Genomic DNA, 14,499 nt, shown 5'->3' on the forward strand with positions numbered 1-14,499 from the left:
CGCCGCTTCACGGCGCGCGGCCTTGCATGGCCGACAGCACCTCCAGCGCCCTGTTGAGGGCGATGTCTTCGCCCTGCCCGTCCAGCGTTTCAGACGTGTCCAGCTGTATTGAGGGCGCATAGGCCTCGCGCGGCGCGCCATCAACATGGCTCAGGCGCTCGGCCGGCAGTTTCACGGCCCAGCCCGTATGCGGCAGGACGAAGTCGTACACAGCCCCCCTCAGACCCGCCATGCGCGACCCCATGACTGGCGCGCCCGCCGCATGGTCGAACCCGATCGCGATCCCCTCCCCCATGGACCCGGTCCAGCGGCCCACGAGCACCACAACCGGCACATGAGCGAGGGCCGGAGCGCGCGGAGCGGCCTCTTCCACCCAGAGGCGGACAATGCCGGTCTCGCGCGCCTCGCGAACCAGTTCATGGCGCTGATAGGGCCGCGTTTCTGACAGGAACCGGCCCAGCAAGGCGCGGGCGTTAAGACTATTGCCGCCCCCGGGCGTGTCGCGCAGGTCAAGGATCACGCCCGCCGCATCGGCGTGTTCAAGCGCGTCATCAATGTGTCCGGCAAGGCCATCCGCGCCCAGTGAGTCATTGAACCGGAGCACCAGCGCCCCCGTCCCGGCCCGCCATGCGTCTATCGGTTCGCGTCCTTGCGGCGCGCTGAAAGGCGCCAGCTCCACACTGGCCTGTACGCCGTGAGCATCCAGGATGACCAGCTGGCGCGGGCGGTCGCGCCGCCCGGCCGCCAGCACCCGGGCTGCAAAGCCTCTGTCCTGGGATGTGGCATACGGCCCGCCGCAAAGCCGCCCTATGGCGTCTTCTGCCGGCAGGCCTTCAATCTCCAGCAATTCGGAGCCCGGCTGCACGCCTGCTGCTGCTGCGGGCGAGCCGCGCCGGACATCGGTGATGACCAGGCGCCCGTCAATGTCCTCGACCCACAGATCTGCATGGCTGGGCGTCAGGCCATAGGACCGGGCCGCGTTCACGCCCATGATGGCGTGATGGTCCTTGAGCGCAAACAGGGCGCACTCTGCAAAATCCAGCAGCGAAGCGGCGTCTGTGACCTCATCCAGGTTGACGCCCTGCGCCGTCAGCGCCGGGTTGGCCCCCTCAAAGCGGTCCAGATAGGCGTAATTGTGCGAAATCAGGTCCAGAAGGGCCCGGGCGTCCGTCCGGTAAGGGTTCTCATCGGCGCCGTCAGCTAACGCCGGGGCGAAGGCAAGACAGAACAGCCCCCAAGCCACAAGCCATGAGACCCCCCTGCTCACTCCACCTGCGCCTCTTCAGGCTGCGGTTTCGCCGCGCGTTTGCGGGCGGGCTTGAGCCGGTCGCCGGGGATGATCTCGAAGTCCAGCCGCTCTTGGTCGGCCGGGTCCACATCCACCTTCACCACCCCGCCCTTGCGCAGCTGGCCGAACAGGATCTCGTCGGCGAGCGGTTTCTTGATGTGCTCCTGGATGACGCGGCCCAGCGGGCGGGCGCCGAAATTCTCGTCATAGCCCTTGCGCGCCAGCCAGAGCGTGGCCGCCTCGGTGAGCTCGAACGTGACGCCGCGCTCGGTGAGCTGGGCTTCCAGCTGGAGCACGAATTTCTCCACCACGCGCCCCACCACTTCGGGCTTCAGGCCGGAGAAGGCGATCACCGCGTCCAGACGGTTGCGGAATTCCGGCGTGAACAGGCGCTCGATGGCGGCCATGTCCTCGCCCTCGCGCTTGCCGCGTCCGAAGCCGATGGATTCCTTGGCCGCGTCCGAGGCGCCGGCATTGGTGGTCATGATCAGGATGACATTGCGGCAATCGATCTTCTTGCCGTTGGCGTCGGTGAGCTGGCCGTTATCCATCACCTGCAACAGGATGTTGAAGATGTCCGGATGGGCTTTCTCGATCTCGTCGAGCAGCAGCACCGAATGGGGATGCTGGTCGATGGCGTCGGTGAGCTGGCCGCCCTGGTCATAGCCCACATAGCCCGGAGGCGCGCCCAGAAGGCGGCTGACCGTGTGGCGCTCCATGTATTCGCTCATGTCAAAGCGCAGCAGCTCCACGCCCAGCGAGGCGGAGAGCTGGCGGGCCACCTCGGTCTTGCCCACGCCTGTGGGGCCGGAGAACAGATAGCAGCCGATGGGCTTGTTGGGCTCGCGCAGGCCGGCGCGCGCCAGCTTGATGGCGCTGGACAGCTTGGTGATGGCGTCGTCCTGGCCGAACACCACGCGCTTGAGCGTGCCTTCGAGATCCTTGAGCACGGTCTCGTCGGACTTGGACACCGATTTGGGCGGGATGCGCGCGATCTTGGCGACCACCGCCTCGACTTCCTTGACCCCGATGGTCTTCTTGCGGCGTGACTGGGGCAGCAGGCGCATGGAGGCGCCCGCCTCGTCGATCACGTCAATCGCCTTGTCGGGCAATTTGCGGTCGCCGATATAGCGGTCGGACAGCTCCACGGCTGATTTGAGCGCCTCATTGGTGAAGCGGATATCGTGGAAATCCTCGAAATAGGGCTTGAGCCCCTGCAGGATCTTGATGGAGTCCGGCACGGACGGCTCGACCACGTCGATCTTCTGGAAGCGGCGCGCCAGGGCGCGGTCCTTCTCGAAATGCTGGCGATATTCCTTGTAGGTGGTCGAGCCCATGCAGCGCAGCGATCCTGACTGCAGGGCGGGCTTCAAGAGGTTGGACGCATCCATCGCCCCGCCTGACGTGGCCCCGGCGCCGATCACGGTGTGAATCTCGTCGATGAACAAGATGGCGTGGGGGCGTTGTTCGAGCGCCTTGACCACCTGCTTGACCCGCTCCTCGAAATCGCCGCGATAGCGCGTGCCGGCCAGCAGCGCGCCCATGTCCAGCGAGAAGATCACCGCTTCATCGAGCACTTCGGGCACATCGCCCTCGACGATCTTGCGCGCCAGGCCTTCAGCGATGGCGGTCTTGCCCACACCCGGATCGCCCACCAGCAGCGGATTGTTCTTGCGCCGGCGGCACAGCACCTGGATGCAGCGCTCCACCTCGTGATCGCGCCCGATCAGCGGGTCCACATCGCCGGCGCGGGCCTTGGCGTTGAGATCGACGCAATAGGCGGCGAGCGCATCGTCCTTGTCCTTGTCCTCGCCGGAAGGGGGAGGCGTATCGTCGTCATCATCATCGTCGGCGCCGCGCGCCGGGCGGATTTCCGCCGCGCCGGGACGCTTGGCGATGCCGTGGGAGATGAAGTTGACCGCGTCATAGCGGGTCATGTCCCGCTCGGCGAGGAAATAGGCGGCATGGCTTTCGCGCTCGGCGAACAGGGCCACCAGCACATTGGCGCCGGTGACCTCGTCACGGCCGGAATTCTGCACATGGATGACGGCGCGCTGGATGACGCGCTGGAAGCCGGCGGTGGGCTTGGCGTCCTCTCCATTCTCCACCACGAGGCTGGCCAGCTCGCGCTCGACATAGTCCAGCAGCGCCTCGCGCAGCTCGTCCACATCCACGTCGCACGCGCGCATCACCGCGCTGGCGTCTTCGTCCTCGCACAGCGACAGGAGCAGGTGCTCCAGCGTCGCGTATTCGTGCTTGCGCTCATTGGCGGCGGCCAGGGCGCGGTGCAGGCTGTGCTCGAGGGCGGGCGAGAAAGAGGGCAAATGCCTAATCCTTTTCCATGGTGCACTGCAAAGGATGCTGCGAACGGCGTGCGGCGTCCATCACCTGGGCGACCTTGGTCTCGGCCACCTCATAGGTGAACACGCCGCACACACCCACTCCATGTTGGTGCACATGGAGCATGATGCGAGTCGCTTCCTCTGCGTTCTTGTGAAAAATCGTCATGAGCACGCCCACGACGAATTCCATCGGCGTATAATCGTCGTTGAGAAGCAACACCTTGTACATGGACGGGCGCTTGGTGCGCGTGCGCGTCTCCAGCGCCACGCCTGCGCCGCGTCCGGCGTCGTCATCATCCTTGCGCCGTTCGGTCATGCCGCGATGCCTGTTTTCAGCGCTGCGTGAGTCATCATGTCCTGATTAGATATGAATCCCGGGGCGGCTGGAAAGCCCCCCCTTCAGCCATCGCATCATAAGACAGCCCTGAAGTGTGGACAAAAAAAGTCCGGCGCTTGTGACGCCGGACCAGTCAGGGAGGATACGGAGGCGTGCGCGGTGTTGACGCGCACGCCAATTCCTTGAAGCGCTGTTAGCGCTGGGACTGCATCAGCTCGACAGCCGCGGAAGCGCGGTCGTTGAGCGGTTTGAAGCTGTCCTTGACCAGAGCCGACATCAGGTCGGCCTGCTTGTTCACTTCGGCCAGATAGGCGTCCATGGCCGATTTGGTGTAATCGGCCTGGGCTTCGATCAGCTCCTGGACCGACTTGGCGCTGGCAAACGTCTTGGCGGCGGAAACAGAGTCTTCCATCGACTTTTTCGCGTAAGCGACCGCGGCGGCGTTTATGTCTTCGAGCGACTTGGCCGTGGTGGTGGCCGAGGCGATCATGGCGTCCACGGTTTCCTTGTGGAACGCGGTGAAGTCGTTCATCGCGGCGACGGACTTCTCGAAGCCTTCCTTGAACGCCTCGTTGGAGGCCAGAGTCACGGTTTCAAAGGCTTCCTTGGCGGGGTCTTTTTTGGCGGCGGCCATCTTGGTCTCTCCAGTAAACTTGCGGGGCGGCGAAGGCTTGCGGGCGGTCTTGCCGGCCGGTTTGGCGCGCTTCGCCGGTTTGGCTGCGCTAGAGGCAGGAGATTGCCCGGCAGCCGCCGTCTCCGCGTCAGACGTCACGGACGGCGCCGGAGCGCTGTCAGCGGTCTGTTCGGGGGTGGCGGTTTCGCTGGCCATGACAATCCTCTTCAAACGTGTCGTTCTGCTTGTTCGCAGATGCAGCAAATATCGCCAAAGCCGCCCCTGGAGTCAAGAAAAATGTTGCGCCGCACAAAAACTTCGCAGGCCCATGCGGTTAACGGCCCGGCAATAGCTCGCTGGCAGCATGCGCGGCCATGGCGGCTTCACGCATTGCGATCCTTGTTCTGGCCCTCACCGCGCTGGCCTTCGCCAGCGGGACCGCCTTGGCGCAGGCCGAGCGCTACGCCGTCTTTGTGGCGGACATGGAGACCGGCGAGGTGCTCCATGCGCGCCGGGCCGACGCGCCGCGCTTTCCCGCCTCCCTGACCAAGATGATGACGCTTTATATGCTGTTCGAGGCTGAACGCGACGGGCGCATCACGCTGGACGACATGCTGCCGGTCTCCGCCGAGGCCGCCTCGCGCCCGGCCTCGCGCCTGGGCCTTGCTGAAGGCGCCGAGATCCGCGCCGAGGACGCGGTGCGCGCCCTGATCATCGCCAGCGCCAATGATGTGGCGGTGGTGGTGGCCGAGCATCTGGGCGGGACCGAAACCGCCTTTGCCGAAGCCATGACCGAGCGCGCCCGGCGCCTGGGCCTGACCGCCACCACCTTCCGCAACGCTTCGGGCCTGCCCGATCCGCTGCAACGCACAACGGCGCGCGACATGGCCCGGCTGGCCTATGCCCTGCAGCGCGATTTTCCCGAGCGCTACCATTATTTCGCCGAGACCCGCTTTGCCTGGAACGGACGCTCGATTCCCAGCCACAACACGCTGGTGGGCAATATGCGCGGGGTGGACGGGCTGAAGACCGGCTATATCCGCGCGTCCGGCTTCAATGTGGCGCTGACCGCCGGGCGCCATGAGCGCCGGCTGGTGGCCATTATCATGGGCGGCGCCTCGCCGGCCGTGCGTGACGCCCATGCGCGCGAGCTTCTGGAAGCGGCCTTCGCTACGCTGGATGCGCGCGATCAGGGCCGCCTGCTGGCCAGACTGGACGTGCCGCGCCTCAATCCGATCCGCGAACAGGAATTGCTCACCGCCGAGCTCGCCGGCCTGCCCGGGCGCACCGAACAGGGCTCGGCCCGCAGCGCGCCGCCGGTGCGCGTGGAGCTGGCGGACGCCGATTCACTGGCTGCACCCGCCGCGCCGGCGCCTGAAATCTCTGTTCTGAGCCTGCCGCGCGGCTGGTCGATCCAGGTGGGCGCCTATGGCTCGGAAGCCGCCGCGCGCGCACGGCTGGAAACCGTGTCCGCCATGGGGCTTGAGGATCTGATCTCCGGCGCCCGCTATGCGCCCGAGCCGCTGGAGCGCGGCGCCACGCGGCTGTGGCGGGCGCGCTTCGCCGGCCTGGACGTGGACGCCGCCCGCGCCGCCTGCGCCCGGCTGCAGGCGCGCGGCGAAGCCTGCTTCACTGTCGCCCCGGACGCTTAACGCCAGGACGGGCCGCGTCAGGCCTCGATCGCCGCGGCGATACGCGCCGCCAGCGCCTTGAGGGCGTCCGGGTCGGCCTGACCGGCCTGGCCATGGCCCGCGATATTACGGTCTGCCCAGCGCGGAATGATGTGAAAATGGATGTGAAACACGGTCTGGCCGGCGGGTGCGCCATTGAATTGCGCGACCATGACGCCATCGGGTTTCAGCACCGCCTCCACCGCACGCGTCAGAGTCTGGACACGCTCGATCGCCCGGGCCGCCGCGTCTGCGGGCAGGTCCAGGAGATTGCGCGCCCGCGCCTTGGGGATGACCAGCATATGGCCTTCGCTCTGAGGAAACAGGTCCATGATCGCAAGCACATGCTCGTCCTCATAAACCCTGGCCGCCTGCGCCTCCCCGCGCAGGATCTTGGCGAAGATATTCTCGTCATCATAGGACCCGTGCAGGCTCATGGCGGTCTCCGGTCAGCCAGTATCGCCCAAACCTAACGAGCCCCATCCAGTCACGCCAGATCAGACGCTGGCTTTGAACGGCCCTTCCCGGTCCAGCGCTTCGGCTTCGGCGGCGACGGCGGGGCGTTCGGCGCGCAGGAAGCGGGCGACGGCGGCGCGAAGGCCTTCATGTTCAATATGATGGGCGGAGTGGACGAGTCTTGGCCGGTAGCCGCGCGCCAGCTTGTGGGCGCCCTGGGCGCCGGCTTCCACCCGGGTCAGGCCATGGGCCAGGGCATAGTCGATGGCCTGATGGTAGCAGAGCTCGAAATGCAGGCTGTCGCGGCCTTCCAGCGCCCCCCAATAGCGCCCGTAGAGCGCCTCTTCGCCGATGAAATTCAGGGCGCTGGCGATATAGCGATCACCGGTGCGCGCCATCACCAGCAGCAATCTGTCGGCCATGCGTTCGCCGATCAGGGAGAAGAAGGTGCGGTTGAGATAGGGCGAGCCCCATTTGCGCGCGCCGGTGTCGAGATAGCAGGCATAGAATACGTCCCAATGGGCTTCGGTGATGTCTGATCCGGTCAAAAGCTCAATGGAGACGCCGGCTTGGGCGGTCTCGCGCTCTTTTTTCAGCGCCTTGCGCTTGCGTGAGGACAGGGCGTCGAGGAAATCGGCATAATCGCGATAACCCTCTGAGGTGAATATGAATTGTATGTCCTGGCGCGCCAGAAAGCCTTCCCCGTCCAGCGCGGCGCGGTCCGCCTCGTGGGGAAACAAGACGTGCAGGGACGAGACGCCCAGCTGGGCCGCGGCCGAACACGCCGCGCGCATCAGGCCGGTTTTCGTTTCAGGGCAATGGGTTAGCAGGCGCGGCCCGGTGACCGGGGTGAACGGGACGGCGCCGATCAGCTTGGGATAATAGCGCCCCCCGGCGCTTTCCAGCGCATGGGCCCAGGCATGGTCGAAGACATATTCGCCATAGGAATGGTCCTTGAGATACAGCGGCATGGCGCCCGCAAGCCGGCCCTCTTCGTCCTCGGCGATGAGGTGTCGCGGCGTCCAGCCCGTGCCGGGCCCGACACAGCCGGCGGCCTCCAGCGCCTGAAGAAATCCCCATGTCAGAAAGGGGTCCGCTCCCGCCTGCCCTCCCCCGCTCTGCGCTGCGGCCTCGCCCCCTTCCGGCGCTTCAGGACCAGGGGCGTGCGCAGCGCAAAGCCCGTCCCAGGCGTCCGGGGGGACGCTGGCCATGGCGTCGATCAAGGAGAAGCGCAAGGCGGTCATGACAAGGGTTTGCGTCCGGGCGGGGCCTGAAGCGGAGGATATAGCGCCGCGCGCGACAAGTGCGACCCGGCTCAGCTGACCTCGATCACGGCGTCCACCTCCACCGCCGCGCCCAGCGGCAGCACCGCGACGCCGACGGCCGAGCGGGCATGGCGTCCGGCCTCGCCGAACACGGCCACCATCAGGTCCGAGGCGCCGTTGATCACTTTGGGGATGTCAGTGAAACCCGGATCGGCGTTGACGAAACCGCCCAGCTTCACCACCCGGCGCAGGCGGGTGAGATCACCGGCGCAGGCCGCCTTGAACTGGGCGATGAGATTGATGGCGCACAGCCGGGCCGCCGCCTGTCCCGCCTCCAGATCCAGTCCCGCGCCCAGGCGCCCGGCCACCAGCCCGTCCGGGCCCAGCGAGATCTGGCCGGAGATATGAACCTGATCGCCCGAGCGCACGAAGGGCACGTAATTGGCCACGGGCGCGGCGGGTTCAGGCAGGGTCAGGCCCAGGGCGGTGAGGCGGGATTCCACGGCGTTCACGTCTTGCATCTCCTGATCACTGCTGGCGCCAGGCCAGTTAGGCCGGTTCCTGACAGTATTGCAATCATCGCACGGGTTGCAGCGCCCGCCCCTGCGCGGCATGGTCATGACGCAAGCGCCCGGAGCCGCCGGGCAGCGCCAGATGACGGGGCGCGCATGGCCCGCCTAGCCCTCACCGAACGCAAAACCGCGATCCGCACCCGCGACGGGCGCACGCTCGCAGGCCATGTCTTCACGTCCGCCCGCGCGCCCCATGCGGTGATGGTGATCAACCCGGCCATGGGCTACACGCAAGGCTTCTACCGCCCCTTCGCCCGGGCCGCCGCCGCGCGCGGCTGGGCGGCGCTGATCTATGATTATCGCGGCCAAGGCGGATCGGCGGACCGGCCGCCTGCGCGCGATCCGGCCCGCATGCTCGACTGGGCGCGCCATGACATTCCCGCCGCCGCAGCCCATATCTGCGCCCTGCATCCCGGCCTGCCCCTGGATGTGGCCGGCCACGGGGCGGGCGGGCAGTTCGCCGGACTGATCGCCCCCCGGGTCCGGGTGCGCGCCCTGGCCCTGATCTCCAGCGCCGGGCCCTATTGGGGCCTGCATGCGCCGTCCATGCGGGCGCTGACATGGGGCTTCTGGCGGTTTTACGGCCCGGCGGCCCTGACGGTGCGGGGCTATGTGCCGCGCGGCGCGATGTGGAAGGGCGCGCCCCTGCCGCCAGGCGTGTGGCGCGACTGGCGCCAGTGCGGGGTGAGCCGGGACGGGTTCCGCGACCTGTTCGCCGAGCACGGGCTGGACGCGCGCTGGCGCGCCTTCTCGGCCCCGGTGCGCGCCTGGACGCCTGATGACGACCCCATCGCCACGCCCGAGGGCGTGCGCTGGCTTCTGGAGCGCTATGAGCGCGCGCCCAGCGACATGAAAATCGTGCGCCGCGCCGATCTGGGCCGCGGCCGCATCGGCCATGACGGCCTGTTGCGTGAGCCCATGGCCAGCGTGTTCTGGCCCCAGATCTTCACCTGGCTCACCCGCCGCCACGCCCGCGCCGCAGCGTGAGGCGGGCGTATCGCCCCGCCAGCCTTCCCGCCCCGCGTTTCCCCGGCGAAAGCCGGGGCCCAGATGCGCCGCCGCCCTGGGTCCCGGCTTTCGCCGGGAAAACGCATGGGCAGATGGAGGGGGAATTTCAGACGAAGGCGCTCTCACCCCTCACCCTACCCTCTCCCCTCTGGGAGGGGAGAGGGGGCTTTGACGCTGCGTTCTGTTCGGAAATGCCAGGTCCCAAGCCCAAAGGATAAAGCGCTGCGCCAGAAGCCCCCTCTCCCCCATGGACATGGGGGAGAGGATAAAGGTGAGGGGGCGCGGACGATCACCTCGCCTGCACCTCGCAACCCGCGTTTCCCCGGCGAAAGCCGGGGCCCAGATGCAATCGTACGGTAGTATAGGTCCCTCTGGGCTATTCCTGCGGCGCTTCAATGACCAGATTGGGCGATGGCCAAAAACTGCTTCTCTGGGTGCGGGCGTCGGAAATCACCCAGCTGTTATCGCCCCACTCGGCCCGGCATATCAGCATCACCCCAGCGCCGCTGCCGCCGAAACCGACATAGAACGGTCCGTCGGGATTGCCTGTGTCCAGATATTGCCGGGCTATCATACGCTGCATGAACACTATTTTATAGGCGGCTCCATCTGGCTGGCGGCCTGACGAGCCAAGGGTGGCGGGCTGATCAGCGCCCCATTCCATCACATGAATGTCGTAGTCGCCGATATCGGCGATCTCGTCGTCCGCCATGCGGGTGATCAGGGTGTGACAGTCATTGATCAGGCTCACCAGGGTTCCCGGAACCGGGACTCTCCGCCCCTCGCTGGGTGTAAGAACAGGGTTGCGCTCCGGCCCGCACACCGGCCCGCATGGCTCATACCAAGAGGTCACGCCGGGCTGGAGCTCCAGATCACGTGCATCATCTTGTTCTGCAAAGGCCAAAGTCAGCGCGCTGGCAATAACAAGCACCGTCATGGCTACGGCTCCCGGCTGAGAGCGAAAACATCGCATGGAGACTGTGGAGGGCAGAGGTTGGTTCGATGCGTAGACGCCTGCGCCATGAGGGGCGCTTCATGTCCTTTCGCCAGCCTCTCCCCGCCGCGCCTTTGCGGCGCGCCGCCCCCTACCCCCGCTCGGCGCGGCGGGCGATGAGGTCGCGGGCGTGATCGGGGCTGTCGACCTCTTCAATCGTGTCGATCATGCAGCGCCAGCCGTCCTCGGGGATAATGTATTCCATGAAGGGGCGGCAGATGCGCTCATTGGCGCCAAAGCTGACGCCCACCCGCGAGCCGAAGCGCAGGCCGGAGCAGCGCTGGCGGGTGGTGACCAGGTAATGCCGGCTCGGCCCGCCCTGGATCAGCATGTGGCGGTCATCAATCACGGTATAGCCCGAGATGGTGCGGATGCGCACGCAGCGCGCCGGATCGAGATCGTCATCCTCATCCAGAACCTCTTGCGCGACGCCGGCTTGCGCGGGCGGCGGCTCGTCAGCCAGGGCTGCAGGCGCAAACGCCAGCAGCGCGCCCGCCAGGGCGCCGGTGAAGCCGGTGAGATAAAGCGATGCGGACATGGCGTGCCCTCCTTGCAAGGCCGCAGGAAGCCGTAGAGGCGCGTTGAGGCGCCCGTGATTCCTGACTACATGTCCAGTTTGGCCTGATTGAGGCGATTTGGCGAGATGACACCCCGCTCCCGCACACCCTCTGGCGCGAAAGCGCGCGCCGTGATCGCGGGCGCGGGCGCGGCGGGGCTGGCTTGCGCCCTGACGCTGGCGCGGGCGGGCTGGTCGGTGCGCGTCATGGAGGCCGGTGAGGCCGGGCGCGGCGCGGCCCGGGCCTCGGGCGGCATGCTGGCGCCAGGCTTTGAAACCCTGTTCGAAACCGATCCGGCCCACCCTCTGGCCGGCGCGTTCGCGGCCCTGGCCGCCCGCTCGGCCCGTTTGTGGGGGCTATGGGCGCCGGCCCTGTCGGCGCGCGCGATCGGCCATGCCCGCCCCGGCGTCATGGTCCCGCTGGTCAGTGAGCACGATCTCGACCGGGCTGAGGCCGTGCTGGCGCGCGCTGATGCGCTGGACATCGCCGTGACGCGGCTGGGCGCGGACGCGGCGCGCGCCGCCGAACCGGCGCTTGGCGATGTGAAGGGCGCGCTGGTGATCCCTGGCGACGGTCAGCTGGACAATCGCGCTTTGGGCCCGGTGCTGATCGCGGCGGCCCAGGCCGCAGGCGCGGTGCTGGAAACCGAAGCCCCGGTGGCGGCGCTGTCCTGTCATGGCGGACGGGCCATGGCGCTGGTGACCGAAGACGGGCGCCGGGTGGAGGCCGATCTGATCGTGCTGGCGGCAGGAACCGGCCGGATCGCAGGCGCGCCCGAGGCCGCGCACATGGTTCCGGTGAAAGGCCAGATGATCGCCTGGGGACCGCCTGCGCCCTGCGCCCTGCGCCATGTGGTGCGCCATCCCGACATCTATCTCGCCGCCAAGCCGGACGGGCGGATCATCGCCGGCGCCACCAGCGAGGCGGGCGTGAGCACGCTGGACACCGATGCAGACGCGCTGGCCGGCCTGGCCTCGCGGGCGGGCGCGCTGGTCCCGTCGCTCAGCGGGCGCAAGCCGGATGAAGCCTGGGCCGGGCTGAGGCCGCGCGCCAAAGACGCCATGCCGGTGATCGGCGAGGCCGCGCCGGGCCTGATCATACTGGGCGGCGGCTATCGCAATGGCGTGCTTCTGGCGCCGGCCATGGCCGAGGCGGCGGCCATTCTGGCCAATAGCGGCGCCCTGCCGGACTGGGCTGCGCCCTTCACCGCGCTGAGACCCGGCCTTCAGGGTTAACCAAGGCTTAGCGCGCGCAAATGGACACTGGCGGGCAAACGGGCGATTCGCCCCCTCGCCGCTGTTTTTCGCCGGAGCCGCCATGTCTGATCCGCTGAACCCGCTGAGTGATCTTCTCGCCTCGCCCCGGCGCCTGATCGCGGATGCTGCGCGCGAGACCGGGGCCGATTTCGATTTTCTGGTGCGCACCGCCCAGCGCGAAAGCAATTTCGACCCTGAGGCGCGCGCGCGCACGTCCAGCGCGGCGGGCCTGTTCCAGTTCATCGAGCAGACCTGGCTGTCCATGATGGCCCGCCATGGCGAGCGCCACGGCTATGGCGAACTGGCGCAGGCCGTCACCCGCGGCGCCAATGGCCGCTATCAGGTCGATGATCCCGCCCGGCGCGAGGCGGTCTTGAACCTGCGCTTTGATGCGCGCGCGGCCAGCGTGATGGCTGGCGAGCTGGCGGCGGAAAACGCCTCCATCCTGCGCGCCGCCACGGGCCGCGAGCCGACCAGCGGGGAGCTTTACGCCGCCCATTTCCTCGGCGCGGGCGGCGCGGCCCGGCTGATCGCGACAGCCGCCGACAATCCCGCCCAGCGCGCCGACCAGGTGTTTCCCGAGGCGGCCGCGGCCAACCGGCCGATCTTTTTCGACAAGGGCCGCCCGCGCAGCGTCAGCGAAGTGCTGTCGCGCCTGACCGGAGACAGCCGCGCCGAAGCGCCCGCCGCCTGGCGCACCGGCTCCACCGCGCCGCGCCCGGCCTCGGGCGAGAGCCCGGCGACGCGCGCAGCGTCCGCCCTGGGCGTGGGCGATGACCGCCCCCGCGGCGGGTTTGGCGGCCTGGCCGCCATGGGACGCGCGGGCGGCGTGCTGACCCCGGGCCTGGTGGAGCTTCTGGCCTCCATGGACGCGCCACGCGGGCGCAAACGTAAAGGGTAAGTTGCCTGTTTACCCCCTCTTTCAAGGACGCGTTAAGATTTGGCGCGCACGCTGGACCGGTCATCAGGAGGCCTGAGCCATGAGTGTTCATACCCTGCGCGCCCGCCTGACCCGCGAGGACATCGCCCGTCTCACCCATAGCGACGAGGAAGAACGCGCCCTTGCCGCCCGCAAGGTCTGCGCGCGCTATGCCGGGCCGGGCCTGACTGATGAAGAGCGCGAGCTGGGCGCCGAAATCGTGCGCGTGCTGGCCCAGGACGCCGCCGAGCTGGTGCGCCGGGCGCTTTCGGTCACCCTCCAGCGCTCGCCCTATCTGCCTGAGGATGTGGCCCGGCAGCTCATGGGCGATATTGATTCCATCGCCCTGCCCATTATTGCAGGCTCGCCTGTGCTCTCAGACGAAGACCTGATCGCCATCGTGCGCTCGGGCGGCCCACGCCGCCAGACCGCAGTGGCGGCGCGCGAAACCCTGTCCGAACCGCTCACCGCCGAGATCGCCGAGCATGGCGTGAGCGAGGCGGTGTCGGTGCTGGCGGCCAATTCCGGCGCGGCGTTCAATACCGCAGCCTATGCCAGCGTCTTCAACCGCTTCGCCCACAGCCCGCACATTCTGGAGCGCTTTATCGAGCGCCCCTCCCTGCCGCTGGAGGTGACCGAAAAGCTGGTGGCGCGCATCTCCGACGCCGCGCTGCAGCGCCTGGTGGCGCGCCACGCCCTGCCGCCCCAGCTGGCGGTGGAACTGGCCGAGGGCGCGCGCGAACGCGCCACGGTGGATCTGGTCGACCAGGCCGGCCTGTCTTCCGACCCGCGCCGCTTCGTCCAGCAATTGCAGCTCAATGCGCGCCTGACGCCCTCGCTCATGCTGCGCGCGCTGCTGCGCGGGCATATCACCTTCTTCGAGCATGCCGTGGCCGAACTGGCCGGCGTCGAACACGCCCGCGCCTGGGTCTTGATCCATGACGCCGGCCCGCTGGGGCTGGACGCGGTGTTCAAGAAGGCCGGGCTGCCCGAACGCATCCTGCCGGCCGTGCGCGCCGCCCTGTCGGCCTGGCACTCGCTGGAGGTCGGCCCGGACGGAACGCGAGACCTGATCCGCTTCCGCCAGCGCCTGATGGAGCGGGTGTTCACCCAGTTCCAGGGCGCGCCAGTGGCGGAGCTGGACTACTGCCTGGACCGGCTCGACGCCGATATCGCCGCCGAGACCGCCGCGCGCCTGACCGGATAGCGGCCAGCGCCTCTG

Annotated in this window: 14 protein-coding genes; 5 read left to right on the forward strand and 9 right to left on the reverse strand. The window is 67.9% G+C overall.

Going from position 1 to position 14,499, the window contains the following annotated elements; translation table 11 throughout:
* Positions 1–7 precede the first annotated feature (7 nt).
* The 4 genes from F1654_RS03070 to phaP form a co-directional block, all read right to left on the reverse strand.
* Positions 8–1,267: a S41 family peptidase gene (locus tag F1654_RS03070; RefSeq protein ID WP_150022023.1), complete on the reverse strand. Its 1,260-nt coding sequence runs from the start codon at positions 1,265–1,267 to the stop codon at positions 8–10.
* Positions 1,264–3,612 (reverse strand): ATP-dependent Clp protease ATP-binding subunit ClpA, encoded by a 2,349-nt coding sequence (gene clpA, locus F1654_RS03075; protein WP_150022024.1) that lies wholly within the window; start codon positions 3,610–3,612, stop codon positions 1,264–1,266. The genes F1654_RS03070 and clpA overlap by 4 nt, the downstream gene beginning before the upstream one ends.
* Positions 3,613–3,616: 4 nt before the next feature.
* Entirely contained in the window at positions 3,617–3,946 is a 330-nt protein-coding gene (gene clpS / locus F1654_RS03080) for an ATP-dependent Clp protease adapter ClpS (protein WP_150022025.1), read from the reverse strand.
* A 214-nt stretch (positions 3,947–4,160) separates the two neighbouring features.
* The gene (phaP, locus tag F1654_RS03085; RefSeq protein ID WP_233205088.1) at positions 4,161–4,796 is read right to left on the reverse strand and encodes a phasin family protein; all 636 of its coding nucleotides are present in this window, start codon (positions 4,794–4,796) and stop codon (positions 4,161–4,163) included.
* Positions 4,797–4,954: 158 nt separating this feature from the next.
* On the opposite strand from phaP, the gene F1654_RS03090 reads away from it, so the two are divergent.
* Positions 4,955–6,232, forward strand: a complete 1,278-nt coding sequence (locus F1654_RS03090; RefSeq protein WP_150022026.1) for a D-alanyl-D-alanine carboxypeptidase — start codon at positions 4,955–4,957, stop codon at positions 6,230–6,232.
* A 17-nt stretch (positions 6,233–6,249) separates the two neighbouring features.
* Here the strand turns inward: F1654_RS03090 and F1654_RS03095 are convergent, their stop codons facing one another.
* From F1654_RS03095 to F1654_RS03105, 3 genes are all read right to left on the reverse strand, one after another.
* Positions 6,250–6,687 (reverse strand): HIT family protein, encoded by a 438-nt coding sequence (locus F1654_RS03095; protein WP_150022027.1) that lies wholly within the window; start codon positions 6,685–6,687, stop codon positions 6,250–6,252.
* 60 nt (positions 6,688–6,747) lie between these two features.
* A complete protein-coding gene (locus F1654_RS03100) occupies positions 6,748–7,950 on the reverse strand; it encodes a GNAT family N-acetyltransferase (RefSeq protein ID WP_150022028.1) in 1,203 nt (400 codons plus the stop codon).
* Between the two features lie 71 nt (positions 7,951–8,021).
* Positions 8,022–8,483: a RidA family protein gene (locus F1654_RS03105; RefSeq protein ID WP_150022029.1), complete on the reverse strand. Its 462-nt coding sequence runs from the start codon at positions 8,481–8,483 to the stop codon at positions 8,022–8,024.
* A 156-nt stretch (positions 8,484–8,639) separates the two neighbouring features.
* On the opposite strand from F1654_RS03105, the gene F1654_RS03110 reads away from it, so the two are divergent.
* Positions 8,640–9,530, forward strand: a complete 891-nt coding sequence (locus F1654_RS03110; protein ID WP_150022030.1) for an alpha/beta hydrolase family protein — start codon at positions 8,640–8,642, stop codon at positions 9,528–9,530.
* A gap of 397 nt (positions 9,531–9,927) precedes the next feature.
* On the opposite strand, the gene F1654_RS03115 is transcribed toward F1654_RS03110, so the two are convergent.
* Both F1654_RS03115 and F1654_RS03120 read right to left on the reverse strand, forming a co-directional pair.
* On the reverse strand, positions 9,928–10,488 hold the full coding sequence (locus F1654_RS03115; protein WP_150022031.1) for a hypothetical protein: 561 nt from the start codon (positions 10,486–10,488) through the stop codon (positions 9,928–9,930).
* A gap of 148 nt (positions 10,489–10,636) precedes the next feature.
* Positions 10,637–11,083: a DUF6491 family protein gene (locus F1654_RS03120; RefSeq protein ID WP_150022032.1), complete on the reverse strand. Its 447-nt coding sequence runs from the start codon at positions 11,081–11,083 to the stop codon at positions 10,637–10,639.
* 105 nt (positions 11,084–11,188) lie between these two features.
* Here F1654_RS03120 and F1654_RS03125 point away from each other — a divergent pair, with 105 nt between their 5' ends.
* The 3 genes from F1654_RS03125 (at position 11,189) to F1654_RS03135 (ending at position 14,484) form a co-directional block, all read left to right on the forward strand.
* On the forward strand, positions 11,189–12,337 hold the full coding sequence (locus tag F1654_RS03125) for an NAD(P)/FAD-dependent oxidoreductase (protein WP_150022033.1): 1,149 nt from the start codon (positions 11,189–11,191) through the stop codon (positions 12,335–12,337).
* 82 nt (positions 12,338–12,419) lie between these two features.
* The gene (locus F1654_RS03130) at positions 12,420–13,259 is read left to right on the forward strand and encodes a transglycosylase SLT domain-containing protein (protein WP_150022034.1); all 840 of its coding nucleotides are present in this window, start codon (positions 12,420–12,422) and stop codon (positions 13,257–13,259) included.
* Between the two features lie 79 nt (positions 13,260–13,338).
* The gene (locus tag F1654_RS03135) at positions 13,339–14,484 is read left to right on the forward strand and encodes a DUF2336 domain-containing protein (protein WP_150022035.1); all 1,146 of its coding nucleotides are present in this window, start codon (positions 13,339–13,341) and stop codon (positions 14,482–14,484) included.
* Positions 14,485–14,499: the final 15 nt, after the last annotated feature.

It is taken from the genome of Alkalicaulis satelles (genome assembly GCF_008630495.1).
Taxonomy (GTDB): Bacteria; Pseudomonadota; Alphaproteobacteria; order Caulobacterales; family Maricaulaceae; genus Oceanicaulis; species Oceanicaulis satelles.

Coding starts and splice junctions, on each gene's coding strand:
- clpS (WP_150022025.1), bottom strand. CDS start 3,946: ATGACCGAACGGCGCAAGGATGATGACGACGCCGGACGCGGCGCAGGC.
- phaP (WP_233205088.1), bottom strand. CDS start 4,796: ATGGCCAGCGAAACCGCCACCCCCGAACAGACCGCTGACAGCGCTCCG.
- F1654_RS03090 (WP_150022026.1), top strand. CDS start 4,955: ATGGCGGCTTCACGCATTGCGATCCTTGTTCTGGCCCTCACCGCGCTG.
- F1654_RS03095 (WP_150022027.1), bottom strand. CDS start 6,687: ATGAGCCTGCACGGGTCCTATGATGACGAGAATATCTTCGCCAAGATC.
- F1654_RS03100 (WP_150022028.1), bottom strand. CDS start 7,950: ATGACCGCCTTGCGCTTCTCCTTGATCGACGCCATGGCCAGCGTCCCC.
- F1654_RS03110 (WP_150022030.1), top strand. CDS start 8,640: ATGGCCCGCCTAGCCCTCACCGAACGCAAAACCGCGATCCGCACCCGC.
- F1654_RS03115 (WP_150022031.1), bottom strand. CDS start 10,488: ATGACGGTGCTTGTTATTGCCAGCGCGCTGACTTTGGCCTTTGCAGAA.
- F1654_RS03120 (WP_150022032.1), bottom strand. CDS start 11,083: ATGTCCGCATCGCTTTATCTCACCGGCTTCACCGGCGCCCTGGCGGGC.
- F1654_RS03125 (WP_150022033.1), top strand. CDS start 11,189: ATGACACCCCGCTCCCGCACACCCTCTGGCGCGAAAGCGCGCGCCGTG.
- F1654_RS03130 (WP_150022034.1), top strand. CDS start 12,420: ATGTCTGATCCGCTGAACCCGCTGAGTGATCTTCTCGCCTCGCCCCGG.
- F1654_RS03135 (WP_150022035.1), top strand. CDS start 13,339: ATGAGTGTTCATACCCTGCGCGCCCGCCTGACCCGCGAGGACATCGCC.